This window comes from Cryobacterium arcticum, from assembly GCF_001679725.1.
Taxonomy (GTDB): domain Bacteria; phylum Actinomycetota; class Actinomycetes; order Actinomycetales; family Microbacteriaceae; genus Cryobacterium; species Cryobacterium arcticum_A.
In genome coordinates, this window is record NZ_CP016282.1 from 1,476,405 (window position 1) to 1,497,142 (window position 20,738).

Consider the following 20,738-nt stretch of genomic DNA (forward strand, 5'->3'; position numbering starts at 1 on the left):
TACAGTACAGCCCGGCGGGTGCGGTTTTTTGTAGGCTTGGCCTATGACAGCGCCGCAGCTCTACGTGACCTTTCCCGGCACCGCGCGTGAGGCGTTGGTCTTCTACGCGGACGTGTTCGGCGGAGATCTCCAGCTGCACACCTATGGAGAGTTCTGCCGGACCGACGGCCCGCCGGATTCGATCGCCCACGGAGTGCTGAGCGGCCCGGTGGGGCTTGCCGGATCGGACGCGGCAGAGGGGGAGGCGGGCGTTCGGATGGAAGGAGTCAGACTCTCGCTATTGGGGGCAGCCGACCCGGCCGTTCTGCACGAGTGGTTCGACAAACTCGCGGTTGGCGGATCCGTCGTCGATCCCCTCGCACCGAAACCCTGGGGTGCCTCCGATGGCCAGGTCGTCGACCGCCACGGGTTGCTTTGGTTGATCGGATACGAATCGTGAACGCGCCCGTGTCGCTGGCGTAGCGAGCCGTGTCGGCGCTACTCTATGGCGCATGTCGCTGAAGTGGGAAGAAGTCGTCGTAGACAGCCGTGACCCTCGAACGCTCGGGTTGTGGTGGCGGGATGCCCTGGGCTGGGCCCTGCTGCATGAGAGCGACGACGAGCTGGAGATCGCACCCGCGGAGGGGGCGCATCCGACCGTGTTGTTCGTCGCCGTACCCGACGAGAAGACCGTGAAGAACCGGCTGCACCTCGACTTCGTGCCCGACGATCAGGCCGCTGAGGTGGACCGCTTGGTCGCAATGGGCGCCAGGCGAGCGGAGATCGGCCAGGACGACGTGTCCTGGGTGGTGCTCACCGACCCCGAGGGCAACGAGTTCTGCGTGCTCTCGGCCCGGCCCGGCTCGCCGGACTAAGTCAGGGACGCCGCGACCGGCAGGCGTGGGATCCAGCACCGCACCGACTCCCGGTAACGCCGGAAGTCGGCGCCGAACCGGCGCTCGAGGTCGGCCTCTTCGTGTGGCCGGATGGCGTAGTTCCAGAGCACCGCACCGATGATTGCGTAGACGACGACCACCCAGGACGACAGGATCAGGCCGACGGCCACCCCCTGCACGATGCTGGCGACGGCCATCGGGTTGCGCACCCACCGGTACGGGCCGGCGATCACAAGGGTGGTGGGCATCGCCGCGGGCAACGGGGTGCCGTTGCCGAGCGTCGACATGACCAGTGCCGACCAGATCCCCAGCAGGCTCGCGGCCACGAGCACGACACCGCCGATGGCGCCGGCGACGGCCGGGAACGGCAGCGCGATCGCCCAGCGCTGCTCGAGGGACGCAGCGACAAACGGAATCACGGCGAGGAAGAGCGCCCAGAAGACGGCGATCTGACCGAAGGTGGCGGCCAGGTGGGCGGCATGGGACGGCCGAGCGTTCGCCGGGCGAAAAGCGAACGGACCGCGGAGAAGCCATTCCGTGGGGATCCGGCCGAGCAACACGAGGCAGAGCGCGACGATCGATCCCGCGCTCGCGGCCACCATGGCGACGACACCCCAGCCGGCCTCCGCGGTGACGGTGGCGTATCCGGCCAGGCTGACGGCGACCAGGACGGTCCAGCCGGTGCTCACAATCGCGGCCCCGCGCACGCCCGCCGCGGCCAGCGCCGACGCCACGACGAAGAGGGGGATGTCGAGGACGGCGACGGCAACGGGGTTGAGGGCCCCGAGCGTCATCTCGCGCACGGCGGGGGAGGCGAAGACCGCCACCCACCAGAGCGCTCCGGCGATCGCTTGTCCGGCGAAATACGTGCGTCCCCACCCCATCTGCTCACCCTAACGGTGCTGCATGGCGCCCCGGGGGATCAGTGGATGACCGCGAGCAGCACGCCGACGGCCACGAAGAGCACCCCGAAGACACGGTTCAGCGCCTGTTGGCCTCGGGCGTCGCGGGTGAAGCGCTGGAACGAGCGCGCTGTGCCGGCGAAGAAGAACCACATCACGAGAATGTCGATCACCACGACCGTGCCGGCCACGATCAGGTACTGCGCCGGCAGGGGGCGGTCGACGCGGATGAACTGGGGCAGGAACGCGAGGAAGAACACGATGGCCTTGGGGTTGAGCATGTTCACCCACAGCCCGCGCCGGAACATCGACCAGCGCGGCTCATGGCTCAGGGCCCGGACCTGCTCGGCGTCGAGGTCGGGTGTGGCCAGGAACTGCCGGATGCCCAGATAGACGAGGTAGGCGGCGCCCGCGTAGCGGATGACGTTGAACGCGAGCGGCGAACTGGCCACGAGCAGGCCGACCCCCAGTGCCACGATCACGATGTGGATGAGCAACGCGGCCTGCTGGCCGAGGATGCCCCAAATGGACCGGCGGAACCCGGCATTGAGGGCGTTGCTCATGGTGTTGATGGCCCCGGCGCCCGGCGTGAAACTGATCAGGGTGCCCGCGCCGACCAGGGCCACCCAGAGGGAAAACTGCATCCGCTCATCCTAGTTTCCGGGCGAGTGCGGGAGTTCGCTGAGAGTCCGGCCCTGGGCTCCCGTTTGCCCTGTCGATCGGCCCCGCCAGACTATATCGTTGAGTATCGTTAGCGATTCACGAAGGAGATCATCATGGGCACTTCCTTTCCCAGCAGTGGGTTCGGCGCCGGCATGAACGCCGATGGCATGTGGCAGGCGATGGAGCAGTTGCGCTCCAAGTTCGAGAAGCGCGTCGGCACCCGCATGGGCCGCGGCGACGTGCGCGAAGCGGTGCTGAGCCTGCTCGCCGAGCAGCCGATGCACGGCTACCAGATCATCCACGAGATCGAGGAGCGCAGCGGCGGAACCTGGAAGCCCAGCGCCGGCTCCGTCTACCCGACCCTGCAGCTGCTGGCTGACGAGGGGCTCATCAGCGCCGAGGAGTCCAACGGTCGCAAGACCTACTCCCTCACAGACGCGGGCCGCGAGGAGGTCGCCGGTTCGGCCGGATCGACGCCGTGGGCGCCGGAGGGCGCGACCGAGGACGCCAAGTTCACCGCCCTGCCCAAGGCCGGCATCGAGCTGGCCCAGGCCGCCGCGCAGGTGGGCCGCACCGGGTCGCCGGAGCAGATCAAGCAGGCCGTGGCCGCTATCGACGAAGCACGTCGGCGGATTTACTCGATCCTCGCCCAGGACTGACGGGTGCCATCGGTTCGTCGGGATTCACCGAGCGTGAATCCCGGCGCGGGGGACACCCGGGCCCGGTACCGTCGCATCCTGCGCTTCGCCGGCTGGAATCTGGCTGTCACCTGGTTCTACGAGTTGCTGCTGCCCCGCATCGGGCTGGCGAAGGTCGCCGAGCGCACCCGGGCGAAACGGATGACCCGCTTCGCTCAGCGTTTCCACGTGCTCGCGGTGGACCTGGGCGGGCTGATGATCAAGGTCGGCCAGTTCCTGTCGTCGCGCCTGGACGTGCTGCCGCCGGAGATCACCTCCGAGCTCGAGGGGCTGCAGGACGAGGTACCGCCGGTGCCGTTCGCGGCGATCCGGGTTCTCGCCGAGGCCGAGCTGGGCATGACGCTGGAGCGGGCGTTCTCCTGGGTGGATGAGACCCCGGTGGCCGCGGCATCCCTCGGCCAAGCGCATCGCGCCACGCTCGCACCGCTCGACGCCGCCGACACCGGCCTGCATGGCGTGGTGATCAAGGTGCAGAGGCCCGGCATCGACACGATCGTCGACGTGGACCTGGCGGCGCTGCGCAAGGTGGGCGGCTGGCTCAGCCACGTGCGGCTCGTGTCCGACCGGGTGGATGCGCCCGCCCTGGTGGAGGAGTTCGCCCAGACCAGCCTCGAGGAGATCGACTACCTGCACGAGGCGGCCAGCTCGGTGCGCTTTGCGGAGGAATTTGCGGGCGACGACCGGGTGAGTGTGCCCGACGTGGTCTGGGAACGGTCCACCCGGCGGGTGCTCACCCTCGAGGACGTGACAGCGATCAAGATCACCGACACCGATGCGCTCGCGCTCGCCGGGATCGACCCGAACGACGTGGCCCCGGTCTTCGCCGCGGTGATGTTCGACCAGCTGTTCAGCAGCGGCTTCTTCCACGCCGACCCGCACCCGGGCAACATCTTCGTCACCCCGGTGCCGGATGACCCGAGCGGTCGCGGGTGGAAACTCACCTTCATCGACTTCGGCATGATGGGGGAGGTGCCGCCGACCACCCGGGCGGGCCTGCGGAAGATGCTCATCGCCGCCGCCTCGCGCGACGGCAGCGGCATGGTCAATGCCGCCCGCGACCTGGGCGTGTTGCTGCCCTCGGCGGAGACGACCGAGCTGGAGAAGGCGATGAAACAGCTCTTCGCCCGGTTCGGTGGCATGGGCTTCGCGGAGCTGCGCGAGGTGGACCCGCGGGAGTTCCGCGACTTCGCGATCCAGTTCGGTGACGTCGTGCGGGCTTTGCCGTTCCAGCTGCCCGAGAACTTCCTGCTCATCATCCGCGCCATGTCGCTCACCTCCGGGGTGTGCAGCTCGCTCAACCCCGCGTTCAACCTCTGGGACTCGGTGGAGCCCTACGCGTCGCAGTTGATCCGCGACGAGGGTGGCAACGTGGTGCAGGACTTCGGCAAGCAGGCCCTGGAGAACGCCGGGATCGCCTGGCGACTGCCCAAACGGCTGGACGGCCTCGTCACCCGGTTCGAAGACGGCACCGTGGCGGTGTCGAGTCCGGGCCTGGAGCGGCGCGTCGTCCGGCTCGAACGCACCGTGACGCGGGCGGTCTCGGCGCTGCTGTTCGGGGCGCTGCTCATCGCCGGGGCGGTTCTCCGCGCCGACGACGCCGTGCTCGGCGCCGTGCTGATGATCGGGTCGGTCCTGCCCCTGTTGCACGCCCTCTTCTCGGGGCGCGTCGGTCGCTGACGACCGTGCTGGCTCAGCTCGGGGCGCCACCGCGCACTGCACGGATGATCTGTGCCAACGCCAACCCGCCGGCGGTCACCACGGGCACCGCCACCACCAGCAGTGCGATCAGATTGGGCCGGAACATCAGTCCGTTCCGTCCGTTGACGTACGCTCCGATCGGCACCGAGTAGCCGCCGCCGCCGCCGCCGCGCCCCTCGCCGACGCTCATGCCCGCCGGGCCGATGCCGCCCTCGGGCATCTCGCTGGAGCCCTCGCCGGCGCCGAAACCGAAGCCGACGAGTGCGACGGGAACGAGTTCCTGCCCACCCACCGTGGTCTTCTCGCCGTACGCCAATTTCGCGCCCCAGGAGGGCACTGATTCCGCCAGTTTCTCGATGAGGTTTGCCATGGGCCGAACGGTACGCCCGTTCGCCACGGCTGGCTACGGCCCACCGGCATCCGCGGCGGGCTGGCGGGGCGGCTACTGGGGCTGCTGCCGGCTCACCATCTCGGTGATCCAGATCGGTGCGTACGGCGAGGTGCAGCCCGGGGGAGTCGGGTAGTCCTTGAGCACCTGCAGGCGTTCGCCGATGGCCAGGGCCCGGGCACGATACTCAGCGTGTTCGATGCCGATCTGGGCCAGGCAGTGGTTCATCGCCCATTGCAGGCGGTCCGGGGCATCCTTCATCTCGGCCTCGATGCGGTCGAGTAGCCCGGGCAGGTCGAGGCCGTCGGGAGTCTTCGCCACCCGGTCCGTGGTGAGGGCCCAGCCGGCGCTCGCGACCACCGGGTCGCCGTCGTCGAACCAGAGCACCCGCAGGGCTTCCACGTGCGGGTTCTTCTTCACGACGTAGTTGACCAGCCAGTCCTGCACCTTGGGCGTTCCCGCGTCGCGCAGCATGCCGTCCAGCTCGCCCTGCTCGAACGCCTTCGGCCGGCAGATGAGCACCGCCAGCAGTCGCGCGGCGGTGTCGCCGGTCGCCCACAGGTCGCGGGCCAGCTCCGGTTGGGTCTTGAGGCGCTTGGCGACCCCGCGCAACCGGGTGAGATTCACGCCGTGGTCGTCGCCGTGATTGGCGTTCACCGCACGGACCTTCGGGTCGTCAAGCTGCGCCAACTCGGCCAGCACCTCACCCAGCACGTCGTCGGTGGTCGTGCCGGCAGTCACCTGAGCCATCGCCGTCTCCTGTCGCTCGTGTGTGCAATCCAGCCTAGGACGGCCGTGCGAGCGGTGGTGTCACATGTTGTTTACCCAACGGGCCCATCTCGAAACATGCCGGAAACAAAACAGCCAGTCAGACGAAACGAACGCGGGCCAAGCTGTGGCGTATCCGACGCTACGCCCAGCGTCTCTTGCAGAGAGGTCCTTCGAAATGGATCAAGGTAATACAGCTTTCCTCCTCATATGTGCTGCTCTCGTCTTGCTCATGACGCCGGGACTCGCGTTCTTCTACGGCGGACTCGTCAAAGCCAAGAGCGTCATCAGCATGATGATGCTGAGCTTCGGCGCGATGGGTCTCATCGGAGTGCTCTGGGTGCTGTACGGCTACGCGATCGCATTCCCGGGGTCTGAAGGACTCATCTTCCCCTGGTCGATCGACTCGTCGGCGCTGGGCCTGTCCAGCCTGGTCGAGGTGCCAGAGGGCGCCGCCTACCCGCCGCTCGCGTTCGTCGCCTTCCAGGCCACCTTCGCCATCATCACGGTGGCCCTGGTCTCCGGTGCGATCGCCGACCGGGCCAAGTTCGGCTCCTGGATGATCTTCGCCACCATCTGGGCGACCGTCGTCTACTTCCCCGTGGCCAGCTGGGTGTTCAACTTCGGCCTCGCCGACGACGGCAGCTTCGCTTACGGCGGCTGGATCACCTACGGCATGCAGGAGTGGTTCGGCGTCGGCGCGATCGACTTCGCCGGTGGAACCGCCGTGCACATCAACGCCGGTGCGGCCGCCCTGGCCCTGGCCCTGGTCCTCGGCAAACGAGTCGGCTTCCAGAAGGGCGTCAGCGTTCCGCACAACCCGCCGTTCGTGCTGCTCGGCGCCGGCCTGCTCTGGTTCGGCTGGTTCGGCTTCAACGCCGGCTCCGAGCTCGCCGCCGACGGCACCGCCGCGCTGGCCTTCGTCAACACGATCGCCGCCCCGGCCGCCGCCCTGCTTGCCTGGCTCGTTGTGGAGAAGATCAAGGACGGCAAGCCGACCTCCGTCGGTGCCGCCTCCGGTGCCGTCGCCGGCCTCGTCGCGATCACCCCGGCCTGCGCCTCGCTGCAGCCGATCTGGGCCATCCTGCTCGGCCTTCTCGCCGGCGCCGTCTGCGCCCTGGCGATCGAGCTGAAGTTCAAGCTCGGCTTCGACGACTCGCTCGACGTCGTGGGCATTCACCTCGTCGGCGGTTTGCTCGGAACCCTGTACCTGGGCTTCTTCGCCAACGGCACCGGCCTCTTCGTCGGCGGTGACGGTACCCAGCTGCTGGTGCAGGCCATCGCCGCGTTCTCCGTGCTGATCTACTCCTTCGTGCTCGCCTACGTCATCGGCTTCGCGATCGAGAAGACCGTCGGCTTCCGCGTCAAGAACGAAGACGAGATCGCCGGCATCGACACCGTCGTGCACGGCGAAGAGGGCTACGTCCTCGCCGACCGTCAGGCCTGACCACCACCACCATCGAGCTGTGCAGGGCGGATGACCGCCCTGCACAGCCGTTTTCCCGGCCGTGATCCCAGCGGAGCACGCCGATCGAGTGAAATGACTACGACCAGCGCATCCCAGCCGCCGCATCCGCACCAGATCGTGCATTTCGGCCGCCTGCCACGCCTACCGCTCGAGGAGGGCGAGGGCGGTACGAGAGAGATCTGGACCGCGTCGGTACCGGGGCTCGACTTCATCTGGCAGTTGAAGCTGCTGGAGCTGCGTGGCCCCACCGCCACCCTGCGCGCCCCGTCCCATATGCACCAGCTCGCGGTGGGGATGTCCGGCCCGCAGGTGCTGGCCGGCCCCGTGAAGCGTCAGCTGCCGTTGCGCCGCGACCAGGCGATGCTCGTTCGCTCACCGACCACCGTCTTCCGCCGGCCGCGGTTGCGCATGGCGGGGGCGAGCCGGGTGCTCGTCCTCACCTTCGTCAGCGACGGGCCGGACCCCACCTTCAGCTTCGACACGCTCTCCGGGACGGCCAGTCTCCCGGCCGACACCCGGGCGGTCATCGTGCTGGAGGGCGCTCTCGATCTCGCCGGAGACGCCGTCCCGAGCGAGTCGGCGCTGATCGTGGCGCCGGGAGCACCCCGGCCGGTCGTAGACGGGCACGCGAGACTCGTGATCCTATCGTTGGATGACTCGACGGTGGCGGTCGCCGAGACGCCGTGACCCTCCTCAGCGGGAGTCGTGCGCCGGGCTGAACGTCTGCTGACCGAGCACAGCCAGGAGCTCCAGTTTCTCTGCCGCCTCGCTGCGCGGAGCCGCCGTGAGGATGAGCAGGGCCTGCCCCTGGTCCTCGGTGAACAGGGCCTGGCAATCCAGGTCGATCGGGCCCAACTCGGCGTGAATCAGGGTCTTGTGATCCTCGAACCGGGTCGCGACCTCGTGCAGCTCCCAAATCTCGGTGAACTCGGGGCTCACCTTGTGCAGTTCCCGCACCAACACGCCGGCGCGGGAGCGCGGCCCGGCGGCTCCCAGCGCCACCCGGAGACTGGACGTCTGGGCCCTGCCCTGCCGGTGCCGGTCGGCAACCGGATAGATCTCCCGCTCGGCGGGCTCCGTGAACCAGCGGTAGACGCTGCTCCGGGCCAGCCCGGTGTGCCGGGAGTGATCGCCGAGCAGCGCCGCACCCAGCCGGTTCTGCGCCAGGGTCTCGCCCAGGCTGGAGAGGATGAGGGCCGGGGTGTGCTCGAGCCGGTCGAACACCCGCAGCAGCGCGGGGGAGACGTGGTTGTCCTGCGGGGTGCGCGCGGGCACATTGTGCCCGGCCAGCCGGTACAGGTAGTCGCGCTCGTCGCTGCTGAGCCGGATGGCCCGGGCCAGCGCTGACAGCATCTGCTCGGAGGGTTGTGGGCTGCGCGCCTGCTCCATCCGCACGTAGTAGTCCGCGGACATCCCGGCCAGTGCGGCGACCTCTTCGCGGCGCAACCCCGGTACCAGCCGTCGTGCTCCGGTGGAGAGCCCCACGTCTTCGGGGCGCAGCCCGGCGCGGCGGGTGCGGAGAAACGCGGCGAGGGCTGGTTGATCCATGCCTCCATCATCCGTCATCGGCGCCGGGCAGGACAGGGACCGGCAGTCCTACGACAACGGCTCCTCTCCCGCCCACGGCGCCCGCGCCGCACACTCGACTCATGAACATCACCGGAAACACCATCTTCATTCCCGGCGCCACGTCGGGCATCGGACTCGCCCTAGCCCTGCGCTTGCAGGCGGCCGGCAACACCGTCGTGATCGGCGGCCGCCGCACCGACGTGCTGGAGCGCCTCGCCGCCGAGCACGGACTCGCCAGTGTCAGCATCGACACCACCGACCCGGCCTCGGTGCTCGCCGCCCGCGACCAGGTGCTGGCCCAGCATCCCGACCTGAACGTGCTCGTGGCCATGGCCGGGGTAATGAACGCTGAAGACGTGCGGGGCGGGACCTTCTTGGCGGAGGCCGAGCGCATCGTCGACACCAACATCAATGGACCGTTGCGTTTGATCGCGGCCTTCATCGACCACCTGCAAACCCGGCCGCACGCCACCCTGATGACGGTCTCCTCGGGTCTCGCCCACACGCCGCTCGCGTACACCCCCACGTACAACGGGACGAAGGCCTTCATCCACCGGTACAGCGAGTCCGTCCGTCTGCAACTCGCGGGCACCTCGGTGCAGGTCATCGAGCTGGTGCCGCCGGCGGTACAGACCGAACTCATGGCCGGCAACTCGGCGAACGCCCACTTCATGCCTCTCGACGCCTTCGCCGACGAGGTCATGGGCTTGCTGGAGTCCCAGCCGGATGCGCGGGAGATCCTGGTCGACACCGTGAAGTTCCTCCGCTTCGCCGAGGTGGAGGGGCGTTACCCGGCCGCCGTCGCCGCGCTCAACTCGGCCGCGTAGCCGGGCCGACGGCCAGGCGGGGGTGATCGGCACCCGCCTGGCCGGTCCGGCGCGACCCGGACCTTACCGGGCCAGGCGTGCCGCCGTCTCGGCAAGCCGCATGGAGAAGCCGGCCTCGTTGTCGTACCAGGCGGCGACGGAGACCATGCCGTTGAACGACTGGGTGAGCGGCAGATCCACGATCGAGGAGTGCGGGTCGCCCACGATCCGCGCGGAGGTCCACTCGTCCTCGAAGACGTCGAGGATGCCGGCCAACGGGCCGGTCGTCGCGGCAGCCCGGAACAGGTCGCGGAGCGCTTCGGTGGAGATCTCGCGGTCCGGCAGCACGTTGAGTTCCACGATGCTTCCGGTGCGCACCGGCACGCGGTAGGCCTTCCCGGTGATCTTGAGGTCGGGCCAGATGAAGCCCAGCGCCTTGGCGGCACCGGAGGAGGACGGGATGATGTTCTCCGCGCCCGCCCAGGAATCGCGCCGGCTCGCCATGGGCTGGTCGGTCAGCGACTGCGTGTTCGTGTACGCGTGCACGGTCGAGAAGACACCGTACTTGATGCCGGTGTTCTCCAGCAGAACCTTCACGACCGCCGCGAGGGCGTTCGTGGTGCAGCTGGCCATGCTGATGATCTTGTGGGTGTCGGCGTCGAAGTCGTCGAGGTTGATGCCCGGCAGCAGCACCGCGTCGCAGTCGGCGGCGGTCTTACTCGGGCCGCTGATCAGCACCCGCGTCGCGCCGTTCTCCAGGTGGCGGGTCGCCGCTTCCCGGGTGACGCCGCGGCCGCTGCAGTCGATGACCAGGTCGACGCCCAGGGCGCGCCAGTCGGGCAGGGCCTCCCGGGAATTCACGTAGCTGATCTTCCGGCCGTCGATGGAGATGGACGCGTCGTCCTCGGAGGCGACTCCCGGCCAGCGACCGTAGTTGGTGTCGACCTCGAGCAGGGCCGCGAGGGTGCCGGCCGGTGCGATGTCGCACACGACGGTCGGAAAGAAGAGGTCGTTGCGCACGGCGCTGCGCAGCAGCTGGCGCCCGATGCGCCCGAAACCGTAGATGGCAATGTTGGTCATGGTGTGTGCCTTTCGTCAGGGAATGGAGTACCGGCCGATTCGTCGGGACACGACCCGGCGGTCAATCTGCGGCGTCGCGGACCGGCCACGGGACACGCGACGTCATCGTCGCTCATCCTCTGGCCGGTTCCGGGCGCTGTCAATGAAAACTGTCGTGAACGTTCGGGAGGGTCGGCCGGGACCTACACCAGTCCACTTGCCGCGGCCACGGCTTTACCTGGGGGGCGATCACGTAAGCCTGCGGATCCATGCCCGGATCGGGCACCCGTCCGCTCACGGCCGTGCCCGGCCATTCAGCCGAAGCTGACGGCTCCGTCTGCCGCGACGTGCCAGCCGGGGTTGTGTGCGATCTCCCAGATGATGCCGTTGGGGTCCTGCACGTGGGCGTGGAAGATGCCGCCGAACGCACCGTCCTGCGGGGCCTTGATCACCCGGCCGCCCGCGGCGGTCATCGCCGTGACCACGGCGTGCACCTCGTCTGGACCCCCGACGTTGTGCGAGAGGGTCACGCCCGATACGACGGAGTGGTCAGTTCCGGTGGCGAGGTCCCGGTTGAACTTCTCGGCGTCGAAGAGGCCGAGCACCGTGCCGGGGGCGACCTGGTAGAAGATGATCTCGCCCGGCACATCGACCAGTGGAGTCCAGCCCAGCGCCGTGGAGTAGAAGCTCCGCGCCGCGGCCAGGTCCGCCGTGGCGAAGGTGATGACGTGCACGTTCTGGTTCACGGGGCCTCCGTTGCCAGAACCGAGGGCTTGGGGGCGGTGTAGCCCTTGCTTCCGAGGTTCTCGACGGCAGCCTGCAGGATCTCCTTGCGGCGCGCGAGCGTCTGCGGTCGCGGGCCGCACTGTCGTCGTTCTGTGACTGTCAAGGTCGTCACCTCTTCCATCGGAGGGTTCGCTACCGGATTCTACGCGCCGCCGGTGGGCCCGTTCCGCACGGTGTGCGGGTCGAGAGACCGCCGGGTGCGGATGGGCCAGGAGCGCTGTCTAGGCTGTACCCATGGCCACAGTCATCCTCGTGCGGCACGGACGCACCACCGCCAACGCCACCGGCATGCTGGCCGGCCGCACCGCCGGAGTGCTGCTCGACGACATCGGGAGGGAGCAGGCGCGCCTGACCGGGACCCGGCTGGCCGTGGTGCCGGTCGTGGGTGTGGTGTCCAGTCCGCTGGAGCGCTGCCGGGAGACCGCGGAGTGGATTCTCAACGAGCAGACCGGAACTCCCGTGACGCCTGTGGAGGACGACCTCACGGAGTGCGACTACGGCGACTGGCAGGGCCGCTCGCTCAGCGATCTCTCCACCGAGAAACTGTGGTCGGTGGTGCAGACGCAGCCCTCCGCCGTCACCTTCCCCAACGGCGAGGCGATGGCCACCATGCAGTCCCGCTCGGTCGCCGCGATCCGCCGCCTCGACGCGGCCTTCGAGGCCGAGCACGGCCCCGGCGCGGTGTGGGTGGCGGTGAGTCACGGCGACATCATCAAGTCGATCCTGGCCGACGCACTGGGTATGCACCTGGACCTGTTCCAGCGCATCAACGTGGGCCCGGCATCCGTCTCGATCGTGCGGTACGGCGCCAACCGGCCGAGCGTGATCGCCACCAACACGGATGCCGGCGACCTCTCCTGGCTGGCCGCGAGCACGTCCGCGGGCGACGCGCCGGTCGGCGGCGGGGCCGGACACCAGACGCCGCCGGCCTCACGCGCCTAAAATATCTCCATGCCTACAATCGTCCATGAGTTCGCCTGGCCGGATCGGGTCGTCATCGGTACGGTCGGTCCGCCCGGCTTCCGCACCTTCTACCTGCAGGTGCGCACCGGGCCGCGCATCGTCAGCATCGCGCTGGAGAAACAGCAGTCGGCACTGGTCGCCGAGAAGATCGACGAGATCCTCGACCAGCTGATGGCCCACGAGGGCAACCCGTTCAGCATCCCCACCAGCACCCCGGTCGAACTTGTCGACAACGATCCGCTGGAGCAGCCTGTTGAGGAAGAGTTCCGCACGGCCGCCATGAGCCTGGGCTGGGACCCGTCGACGGTGCAGATCGTGCTCGAGGCGTACCGGTTCGACGACGAGGGCACCCCCGAACTCGACCCGGAGGCTCTCGAACCGGGGGAGACCCTGATGGTGCGGATGCCTGTGGGAACCGCCCGCGCGTTCGCCAAACGCACCCGCGAGGTCGTGGGTGCCGGCCGGCCCATGTGCCCGCTCTGTGGCAACCCGATCGACCCCGACGGTCATATCTGCCCGCTGCCCGGCGACTGATGCCGCCGGAGGACGATCTGCTCGCCGGTGCCCTCGACCTCACCGGCCGGATCACGACGGCGTCCAACGCCACCTTCTTCGGCACCATCGACGGAGTCGCCGTGGTGTACAAACCCGTGGCCGGGGAGAGCCCGCTCTGGGACTTCCCCGATGGCGACCTGGCCAGCCGCGAGGTGGCGGCCTACCTGGTCTCGCAGACGTTCGGCTGGAACGTCGTGCCGCGCACCTGGCTCCGCGACGGACCGATGGGTCCGGGCATGGTGCAGCTGTGGCAGGACGCCGATCCTGAGCAGGACGCCGTCGACCTTGTGTCGTCCGACGCCGTGCCCGACGATTGGCGCCGGGTGCTCGAGGGCCGGGACGAAAACGACCGGCTGGTCTCGCTCATCCACGAAGACACGACGGCGCTGCGCCGGATGGCCGTCTTTGACATCGTGGTGAACAACGCCGACCGCAAGGGTGCGCACATCCTGCCGATGAGCGACGGGCACCGGCACGGCGTCGACCACGGTCTTACCTTCCACACCGACCACAAGCTACGCACCGTGCTCTGGGGCTGGATCGGCGACGAGCTCAGCGCCGACGAACTCGCCGGCATCGACCGGGTCAGCGCGGCCCTGGACGGCGACCTCGGCGACATCCTGGCCGGCCTGCTCACCCCGGCCGAGCTGGCCGCCCTGGCCGCCCGCTGCGACCGGTTGCGCACCCGTGCCCGCTTCCCCGAACCGGAGGGCGAGATGCCTGCGGTGCCCTGGCCGCTGTTCTGACCTGCCGCCTGCACCGGGTCCGGGTGGATGCTCTGACGCCCGCTGGCACCGGCCGACGCCGGTTCGTGTCACGCTAGACACATGGATCTCGAGGTGTCGCCCACGCTGACGATTCCGGCGACGGAACTCGGTTGGCGGTTTTCCCGGTCGTCGGGCCCCGGCGGCCAGCACGTGAACACCTCGGACAGTCGGGTGCAGGTGTCCTGGAACATCGCCGAGTCAGACGTGCTCACCGACGACCAGCGGATGCTGCTGCTCGACCGCCTGGACCGGCGTCTGGTCGGCGGGGTGGTCACCATCGCCGCCTCCGAGCAGCGCTCCCAGCTGCGCAACCGGGAGATCGCGTTGGTGAAGCTCGCCGAGCTCGTGGACGCAGCGCTGGCGCCGGACGGGCCCAGCCGCCGGGCGACCAAGCCCACCCGTGGCTCTGGGCGGCGTCACCTCGCCGCGAAGCAGCAGCGCTCGGCCACCAAGCAGAACCGCCGCCGCCCCGCCGCCGAGTAGCCCCGTCCACATCCGCGAACTGTGAGCAAAGCCCCGGGATTTTCGGGGGTTAGCTCACGGTTCGCGAACTGGGGGACAGGTCTTGGGCGATGGTGTTCGCCCAGGCGTCGATGGCCGACCAGTCCCGGAAGTCGCCGTCCGGCAGGATCTTCTCCACGGCCGGCATCTTGCTGACCAGCCGGTCCCGGCCGCGGAGCCCGGCGATGTTCATCGCCCCGTAGAACACCTGCGTGCCCCGCGGCGTGAGGGAGTCCGTGAACTCGGCGAACTGCTTCGGCACCGCCTGGGTCAGCATGTCGCGACCCTGGTCATCCGTCTTCTCGGTGCCGAGCGGGCCGCTGCTGAACAGCCACAGGGGTCGTTGGGCTAGCAGGTCCCGGTGGTGCTGCACGAACCGGGTGGCGTCCTTGCGCCACGACCCCATGTACGCGGATGCGCCGATCACGAACGCGTCGAAGCGGGACGGGTCGTGCACATCTCGAACCGGGTGCACTTCCGCGTCGACGCCTGCCGATTGCAGGGCGGCGGCGATGCGCTCGGCGATGCCCTCGGTGGCGCCGTACTTGCTCGAATATCCGACGAGTACCGTCATGATTTCCTCCTGGGTTGTGCCTGCTGGGGTGGATGCTAGGGGCGCGGGCGGCGGGCCCGGATGATGAGCTTGCCCAGCTCGCCGAGCAGTAGGAGCAGCACGGCGGGTGCCAGGCAGAGCAGCCATTGCGCACCGGTGAGGGCGACGGTGGCGAACGCATCCTGCAGCACCCGGATCTGGGTGATCAGCAGCGAGCCGACGACGGCCCAGGCGAACGCCCAGAGCAGCTTGGGGTTGGCGAGGGTGGACGGGCCGAACGCGCTCTCGGTGGGGTAGCGCAGGTTGAGTGCCACGGCGATGTTCATGAGACTGAGCGCCACCAGCGCCATGGTCTGGCCGAGCACCAGGGAGTCGTAGCTGGTCTTGCCGATCTGCACCAGCACCAGGGCGGCCGCGGCCATGTACAGGCCCGTGATGAGCAGGCGGATCATCATGGAGCGCACGATGATCGGCTGGTTGAACGGGCGGGGTTTCTTGTCCATGATGCCCGGGGTGGAGAGGTCCAGGCCCATCACGGCGCCGATCGGCGCGACGACGGCCAGATGGATCCAGAGCACCTGGGCGGGGCTGAGAAGTGCGGTGCCGGCGATGGCGAACAGCGACGACCCGATGAACGCGAGGATGAACATGAACAGGTTGGCGACCTGGATACGGATGAACTTCTGCAGGTTGTCGTAGACCAGGCGGCCCTCTCCCACCGCAGCGATGATGGTGGCGAAGTTGTCGTCGGCCAGGATCATCTTGGCCGCCCCCTTGGCCACATCGGTGCCGGTGATACCCATGGCGATGCCGATGTCAGCCGCAGCGATGGCGGGCGCGTCGTTCACGCCGTCCCCGGTCATGGCCACGATGTTGCCGCGGCGGCGCAGCACCTCCACCAGGCGTACCTTGTGCTCGGGCGCCACGCGGGCGATCACGCCGATCGACTCGACCCGGTTGTCCGCCTCGGCGTCGCTCATGGCGGCGAATTCCGCTCCGGTCACCGCGTCACCCGGGATGCCCAGCTCGGTGGCGATCGCCGCCGCCGTCACGGCGTGGTCGCCGGTGATCATCCGCACCCGGATGCCCGCACGCTTGGCCTCGGCGATCGCGGCGACGGCCTCAGCACGGGGAGGGTCGACCTCCCCGATCAGTGCGCACAGCTCCAGGTTCTGCATCAGGGCCATCAGGTCGCCCATGGGGTCGAAGGTGGCCGGGTCGAACTCCCGCTGCGCCAGGGCCAGCACGCGGCGGCCCTGGCTGGCGATGCGCTCGTTCTCGGCGAGCACCAGGCCGCGCCCCTCCTCGGTGAGCGGCGCGCCCCGGCCGCCGGGCATCCGGCCGCTCGTCGACCGGGCCAGGAGCACATCCGGCGCCCCCTTCACGTAGGCCCGGATGACCGGGCTGCCATCGGAGCCGGGCATCCGGTGGAAAGTGGCCATGAACTTGTAGTCGGAGTCGAACGGCACAGACGCCACCCGCGGGTGACTGCGGCGGAACTCCCGCACATCGACGCCGCCCTTCTGCGCGAGCACGTAGAGCGCCGCCTCGGTGGGGTCGCCGATCACCTGGCCGTTCTGGATGTCGGAGTCGTTGCACAGGGCGCAGGAGAACATCACGTAGTCCAGGTCGCGTTCGGCGTCGCCGACCGTGCGCTGCACCTGCCCGTCGAAGTCGTAGCCCTCTCCGGTGACGGTGTAGCGGTGCTGCACGGTGCTGATCTCCCGCACCGTCATCTGGTTGAGGGTGAGGGTGCCGGTCTTGTCGGAGTTGATCGCCGAGGTGGAGCCGAGGGTCTCGACCGCGGGCAGCACCTTCATGATGGCGTTCTTCTTAGCCATGTTCACCGACCCCACGCTGAGGATCGTGGTGACCACCGCGGGCAGGGCGTCGGGGATCGAGCCCACGGCGAGCGCCACCCCGATGCCGAACAGCACCGTGAACGACTCGCCCTGGATCAGGCCCGTGATCACGATCACCAGGAACGCGAACAGGGCCGCGAAGATGATGAACAGGGTGAGCCGGTCGACCTGCTTGGTCAGCGGGGTCTTCTCCACGGTCTGCTCGGCGAGCAGGTTGGCGATGTGCCCCACCTCGGAGCCCATTCCGGTGGTGGTGACGAGGATCTCGCCGTGCCCCCGGGTGACGTTGGTGTTCATGAAGACCAGGTTGACCCGGTCGCCGAGCGCGACATCCGGCCGATCGATGACCGCGCTGTCCTTCTCCACCGCCACACTCTCGCCGGTGAGGGCGCCCTCCTCGACCTGCAGAGTGGCCGCGACGAGAACCCGGCCGTCGGCCGGTACCCGGTCGCCGGCATCCACCACCACGATGTCGCCGGGCACGAGCTGATCGGCGGGTACCTCGGTGACATCGCCGTCGCGCCGCACCTTGGCCACGGCCTTCATCATGCTGCCCAGCGACGCCGCGGCCGCCTCGGCCTTGTTCTCCTGCCGGTAGCCGAGCCAGGCGTTGAAGAGCGTGAGCACGGTCAGCCCCACGGCCGTGCGGAACTCGCCGATGAGCAGGCTGACCAAGGCGGCGCCCACCAGCACGATCTGCATGTAGTCCCGGTAGTGCTTGAAGAACTTGGTCCACACGGATTCGGGCTTCACCTCGGCGAGCACATTCGACCCGTACTGCTTCAGGCGCTGCTGCGCCTCCGCACTGCTGAGCCCCTCGTCCGGGCGCACCCCCAACCGCTCCGCCGCCTCCGCGCCCGGCACCGCGAACCAACTCACGGTCGGCGCCGCCGGCATGGTTCGGGCTTTGTCGGTCATGGTGTCCTCCTCGGGCGTCAGAGAGCGGATGCGGCCTAGAACGGGGTGGGGATCTGCCGCAGGGTGAGGGTGGGCTCCTGGTAGTCGCCGGGTTTCTGCCGGTGCGGCAGTTTCACGTCGGGCGTCGGCTCGGCTTCGTAGGGCACCTGGCTGAGCAAGTGACTGATGATGTTGAGGCGGCCACGTTTCTTGTCGTCGGTGTGGGCGATGTACCAGGGTGCGGCGCCCACATCCGTGGCCTGGAACATGGCGTCCCTGGCCCGGGAGTAGTCGTACCAGCGTCCGTAGGACTCGATGTCCATCGCGGAGAGTTTCCAGGTCTTGCGGGGATCGTTGATCCGGCTCTCCAGACGCCGGGTCTGCTCGTCCTCACTGACCTCGAGCCAGTACTTGAGGAGGATGATTCCGGAGTCGACCATGGCCCGCTCGACCAGCGGCGCCATCCGCAGAAAGTCCTCGGTCTGCTGCGGCGTGCAGAAGCCCATCACGCGTTCCACGCCGGCCCGGTTGTACCAGCTGCGGTCGAAGATGACGACCTCGCCGGCGGCGGGGAAATGTGCCAGGTAACGCTGGATATACATCTGGGTCTTCTCCCGCTCGGTGGGGGAGGGCAGCGCCACCACCCGGAACACCCGGGGGCTGACCCGCTCCACGATGCGCTTGATCGTGCCGCCCTTGCCGGCGGTGTCGCGACCCTCGAAGACGATGCAGACCTTGGCGCCGCTGCGCTTCACCCACTCCTGCATGGACACGAGCCGACCCTGCAGGATGGCCAGCTCGGCCTCGTAGTCCTTGCGTCGCATCTTGTCGCTGCCGGCGTTCTTCTTGTCGCCCACGGGCACCTCCTCGTCAACCACCCCCATTGGTGGTCCACGCTGCACAGTGTTGCCCGGCTCAGCCGGGCGGTCAACGCACCTAGTCCAGTTTGACCTATGTCATAGTGGACGACATGGCGCTTCTCGACATCCTCATTCTCAGCAACCTGCGGGCCGGTCCGGTGCACGGTTACGAGCTCAAGCAACGGGTGCAGCGCCCCACCACCACCCGGCTGAGCAACAACTCGCTGTACCCGATCCTGCGCCGGTTCGAGGAGTCCGGTGCCGTCTCGAGCGTGCACGAGGCCCAGGAAGGCCGGCCCGCGCGCACCATCTACGCCATCACCGATCACGGCCGGGTCCTGCTCACCGAGCTCATCTCCACTCTCCCGGCCGCGCTCGCCGGAAACGAGGAGGAGTTCCTGGCCCGGCTGAACTTCTTCGCCGAGATCACTCCCGCCGCCCGGCAGAGCATCCTCGACGCCCGTGCGGCGGCCCTGGATGCGCGGCTCGAGCAAGCGCACGCCGTTCTGGCCGACGCGGTTGCCTCGCCCACCGGCGCCTGGCGGTCACTCGCCATGGAGCATCTCGTGGCGACCCTCGAGACCGAACGCCGCTGGGTGGACGAACTGCGCGGGATGCGCGTGCCCACCCCCACGACTCCGTCCGGCAACCCCGACACCGAAGGCACCCGATGACCACCACCCGCTCCGCCGCACGCACTCGCGGCACCTCGAGCCCGCTCGGCGCGGTCGCCCGTTACGGCCTGCTGATCGGGCCGTTGCTGAGCATGATCGACTCCAGCATCGTCAACGTGGCGGTGCCCGACATCGCCACCGAGCTCGGCGCCGATCTCAAGGCCGTGCAGTGGGTGGTCAGCGGTTACCTCCTCGCCCTGGGCGTCTCCCTCTCGGTCACCGCCTATCTGGCCAAGCGGTTCGGCACCATGCGGGTCTACACGGTGAGCATGATCCTGTTCGTCGTGGTGTCGGCCGGCTGTGCGATCGCGCCGAACATCGAGTTCCTCATCGCGGCCCGTGCATTGCAGGGCTTTGTCGGGGCGCCGCTGGTGCCGCTGGCGTTGAGCATCCTGCTCGGCAAGGACGGCATCGGCGGCGGCAAGATCCCGATCTCCGCCGCGCTGGTGCTCTTCCTGGCCCCGGCCCTTGGCCCCACCCTGGGCGGCCTCCTCATCGGCGCCGGCGGCTGGCGCTGGATCTTCCTCGTCAATGTGCCCGTCGGCATCATCGGCCTGTTGCTGCTGGTGCGCATCCCGAAGGGAATCGGGGCGGCGCCGAACTCCGGCATCCGGTTCGACCCGGTGGGCTTCGCCCTGCTCGCGGTGGGTCTCACTGCCGCGCTGCTCGGGGCCACCGAGGGCACGTCAGAGGGCTGGGACAGCCCGATCTCCTACCTGCCGCTCGCCGGTGGCCTGGTGCTGCTGGTGCTGTACACGTTCTGGGCGCTGCGGCACGCGCATCCGGCCGTGGACGTGCAGATGATCCGGCACAAGAACTCGGCGTCGGCCCTGCTGCTGCAGGTGCTCTGCTCGGTGATCGCGTTCGGCACCGTGTTCCTGATGCCGATCTTCACCCAGTCCGTGCAGGGGTACTCCGCGGTGGAGACCGGGCTGGCACTGCTGCCGCAGGGCATCATCATGGGCGTCGGAACCGTCGTGGGGCAGAAACTCTCCGCACGCATCCCGCTGCGGATGCTCGTGGCGTTCGGCTTCGTGGTGCTGGCGATCTCCAGCGTCTTCCTGCTCTTCCTGGAGCAGGACACACCGCTGTGGGGCACCGCGCTGATGCTTTCGGGCCGCGCGATCGCCATCGGCTTCGTCACCACCCCGCTGCTCGTGGCCATGCTCGCGCCGCTGCCGGAGGACCAGCTCGCCGACGGCAACACCCTCTTCAACATCACTCAGCGGCTGGGCGGCTCGATCGGAGTGAGCATCCTCGGCTCCCTCGTGGCCGGCGGCACCACGCTCGCGGCCACCATCGATTCCTTCCACGTGGTGGGCTGGGTGCTCATCGGTCTGGCAGTGGTGGGCGCGATCGTGTCGGTCTGGCTGACCGAACCGGCCAAGGGGCAGGTGCCGCTCGTGAGCACCGTGGGGGAGTAGCC

24 protein-coding genes are annotated in these 20,738 nt (G+C 68.8%); 13 read left to right on the forward strand and 11 right to left on the reverse strand.

What is annotated here, in order from left to right:
• Positions 1–43 precede the first annotated feature (43 nt).
• Positions 44–439, forward strand: coding sequence for a glyoxalase (locus tag PA27867_RS06525; RefSeq protein WP_066594588.1), 396 nt, complete (start codon positions 44–46; stop codon positions 437–439).
• Positions 440–491: 52 nt separating this feature from the next.
• Positions 492–854 (forward strand): VOC family protein, encoded by a 363-nt coding sequence (locus PA27867_RS06530; protein ID WP_066594591.1) that lies wholly within the window; start codon positions 492–494, stop codon positions 852–854.
• Here the strand turns inward: PA27867_RS06530 and PA27867_RS06535 are convergent.
• Both PA27867_RS06535 and PA27867_RS06540 read right to left on the reverse strand, forming a co-directional pair.
• Positions 851–1,759, reverse strand: a complete 909-nt coding sequence (locus tag PA27867_RS06535; protein WP_066594593.1) for a methyltransferase family protein — start codon at positions 1,757–1,759, stop codon at positions 851–853. The genes PA27867_RS06530 and PA27867_RS06535 overlap by 4 nt on opposite strands.
• Positions 1,760–1,797: 38 nt before the next feature.
• Positions 1,798–2,421, reverse strand: a complete 624-nt coding sequence (locus PA27867_RS06540; RefSeq protein WP_066594595.1) for a LysE family transporter — start codon at positions 2,419–2,421, stop codon at positions 1,798–1,800.
• 132 nt (positions 2,422–2,553) lie between these two features.
• Between PA27867_RS06540 and PA27867_RS06545 the strand changes: the two genes are divergently transcribed.
• Both PA27867_RS06545 and PA27867_RS06550 read left to right on the forward strand, forming a co-directional pair.
• Entirely contained in the window at positions 2,554–3,099 is a 546-nt protein-coding gene (locus PA27867_RS06545) for a PadR family transcriptional regulator (RefSeq protein ID WP_066594598.1), read from the forward strand.
• Between the two features lie 3 nt (positions 3,100–3,102).
• Entirely contained in the window at positions 3,103–4,815 is a 1,713-nt protein-coding gene (locus PA27867_RS06550) for an ABC1 kinase family protein (protein ID WP_066594599.1), read from the forward strand.
• A 13-nt stretch (positions 4,816–4,828) separates the two neighbouring features.
• Here PA27867_RS06550 and PA27867_RS06555 read toward each other — a convergent pair whose 3' ends face one another.
• Positions 4,829–5,206, reverse strand: coding sequence for a hypothetical protein (locus tag PA27867_RS06555; protein ID WP_066594600.1), 378 nt, complete (start codon positions 5,204–5,206; stop codon positions 4,829–4,831).
• A gap of 72 nt (positions 5,207–5,278) precedes the next feature.
• Positions 5,279–5,974 (reverse strand): DNA alkylation repair protein, encoded by a 696-nt coding sequence (locus tag PA27867_RS06560; protein ID WP_066594601.1) that lies wholly within the window; start codon positions 5,972–5,974, stop codon positions 5,279–5,281.
• Between the two features lie 196 nt (positions 5,975–6,170).
• On the opposite strand from PA27867_RS06560, the gene PA27867_RS06565 reads away from it, so the two are divergent.
• The gene (locus PA27867_RS06565; protein WP_066594602.1) at positions 6,171–7,439 is read left to right on the forward strand and encodes an ammonium transporter; all 1,269 of its coding nucleotides are present in this window, start codon (positions 6,171–6,173) and stop codon (positions 7,437–7,439) included.
• Between the two features lie 93 nt (positions 7,440–7,532).
• Positions 7,533–8,147 carry a hypothetical protein gene (locus PA27867_RS06570; RefSeq protein ID WP_066594604.1) on the forward strand — a complete coding sequence of 205 codons (615 nt, stop codon included), beginning with the start codon at positions 7,533–7,535 and terminating at the stop codon, positions 8,145–8,147.
• A gap of 6 nt (positions 8,148–8,153) precedes the next feature.
• On the opposite strand, the gene PA27867_RS06575 is transcribed toward PA27867_RS06570, so the two are convergent.
• Positions 8,154–9,008 (reverse strand): helix-turn-helix transcriptional regulator, encoded by an 855-nt coding sequence (locus tag PA27867_RS06575; RefSeq protein WP_066594605.1) that lies wholly within the window; start codon positions 9,006–9,008, stop codon positions 8,154–8,156.
• Between the two features lie 101 nt (positions 9,009–9,109).
• On the opposite strand from PA27867_RS06575, the gene PA27867_RS06580 reads away from it, so the two are divergent.
• The gene (locus tag PA27867_RS06580) at positions 9,110–9,856 is read left to right on the forward strand and encodes an SDR family oxidoreductase (RefSeq protein WP_066594606.1); all 747 of its coding nucleotides are present in this window, start codon (positions 9,110–9,112) and stop codon (positions 9,854–9,856) included.
• A gap of 63 nt (positions 9,857–9,919) precedes the next feature.
• Here the strand turns inward: PA27867_RS06580 and PA27867_RS06585 are convergent, their stop codons facing one another.
• The 3 genes from PA27867_RS06585 to PA27867_RS20570 form a co-directional block, all read right to left on the reverse strand.
• A complete protein-coding gene (locus PA27867_RS06585; RefSeq protein WP_066594608.1) occupies positions 9,920–10,915 on the reverse strand; it encodes a type I glyceraldehyde-3-phosphate dehydrogenase in 996 nt (331 codons plus the stop codon).
• Positions 10,916–11,208: 293 nt separating this feature from the next.
• The gene (locus PA27867_RS06590) at positions 11,209–11,640 is read right to left on the reverse strand and encodes a VOC family protein (RefSeq protein ID WP_066594610.1); all 432 of its coding nucleotides are present in this window, start codon (positions 11,638–11,640) and stop codon (positions 11,209–11,211) included.
• Positions 11,637–11,783 (reverse strand): hypothetical protein, encoded by a 147-nt coding sequence (locus tag PA27867_RS20570; RefSeq protein ID WP_157109144.1) that lies wholly within the window; start codon positions 11,781–11,783, stop codon positions 11,637–11,639. The genes PA27867_RS06590 and PA27867_RS20570 overlap by 4 nt, the downstream gene beginning before the upstream one ends.
• A 131-nt stretch (positions 11,784–11,914) precedes the next feature.
• On the opposite strand from PA27867_RS20570, the gene PA27867_RS06595 reads away from it, so the two are divergent.
• The 4 genes from PA27867_RS06595 to arfB all read left to right on the forward strand — a co-directional run bounded on the left by PA27867_RS06595 (position 11,915) and on the right by arfB (position 14,448).
• Entirely contained in the window at positions 11,915–12,622 is a 708-nt protein-coding gene (locus PA27867_RS06595; RefSeq protein ID WP_066594611.1) for an MSMEG_4193 family putative phosphomutase, read from the forward strand.
• 9 nt (positions 12,623–12,631) lie between these two features.
• Positions 12,632–13,177 carry a DUF3090 domain-containing protein gene (locus PA27867_RS06600; RefSeq protein ID WP_066594614.1) on the forward strand — a complete coding sequence of 182 codons (546 nt, stop codon included), beginning with the start codon at positions 12,632–12,634 and terminating at the stop codon, positions 13,175–13,177.
• Entirely contained in the window at positions 13,177–13,944 is a 768-nt protein-coding gene (locus PA27867_RS06605) for an SCO1664 family protein (protein ID WP_066594615.1), read from the forward strand. The genes PA27867_RS06600 and PA27867_RS06605 overlap by 1 nt, the downstream gene beginning before the upstream one ends.
• A gap of 81 nt (positions 13,945–14,025) precedes the next feature.
• The gene (arfB, locus tag PA27867_RS06610; protein ID WP_066594617.1) at positions 14,026–14,448 is read left to right on the forward strand and encodes an alternative ribosome rescue aminoacyl-tRNA hydrolase ArfB; all 423 of its coding nucleotides are present in this window, start codon (positions 14,026–14,028) and stop codon (positions 14,446–14,448) included.
• Between the two features lie 49 nt (positions 14,449–14,497).
• On the opposite strand, the gene PA27867_RS06615 is transcribed toward arfB, so the two are convergent.
• From PA27867_RS06615 to ppk2, 3 genes are read right to left on the reverse strand one after another with little or no spacing between them, the layout of a single operon-like run.
• Positions 14,498–15,040, reverse strand: a complete 543-nt coding sequence (locus PA27867_RS06615) for a flavodoxin domain-containing protein (protein WP_066594619.1) — start codon at positions 15,038–15,040, stop codon at positions 14,498–14,500.
• Positions 15,041–15,075: 35 nt separating this feature from the next.
• The gene (locus PA27867_RS06620; protein WP_066594621.1) at positions 15,076–17,799 is read right to left on the reverse strand and encodes a cation-translocating P-type ATPase; all 2,724 of its coding nucleotides are present in this window, start codon (positions 17,797–17,799) and stop codon (positions 15,076–15,078) included.
• A gap of 35 nt (positions 17,800–17,834) precedes the next feature.
• Complete coding sequence (gene ppk2, locus PA27867_RS06625) at positions 17,835–18,662, reverse strand: polyphosphate kinase 2 (RefSeq protein ID WP_066594623.1); 828 nt, start codon at positions 18,660–18,662, stop codon at positions 17,835–17,837.
• 86 nt (positions 18,663–18,748) lie between these two features.
• Here ppk2 and PA27867_RS06630 point away from each other — a divergent pair, with 86 nt between their 5' ends.
• Together PA27867_RS06630 and PA27867_RS06635 are read left to right on the forward strand one after the other, a co-directional pair.
• On the forward strand, positions 18,749–19,312 hold the full coding sequence (locus tag PA27867_RS06630) for a PadR family transcriptional regulator (RefSeq protein WP_066594625.1): 564 nt from the start codon (positions 18,749–18,751) through the stop codon (positions 19,310–19,312).
• The gene (locus PA27867_RS06635) at positions 19,309–20,736 is read left to right on the forward strand and encodes a DHA2 family efflux MFS transporter permease subunit (RefSeq protein ID WP_066594628.1); all 1,428 of its coding nucleotides are present in this window, start codon (positions 19,309–19,311) and stop codon (positions 20,734–20,736) included. The genes PA27867_RS06630 and PA27867_RS06635 overlap by 4 nt, the downstream gene beginning before the upstream one ends.
• Positions 20,737–20,738 lie beyond the last annotated feature (2 nt).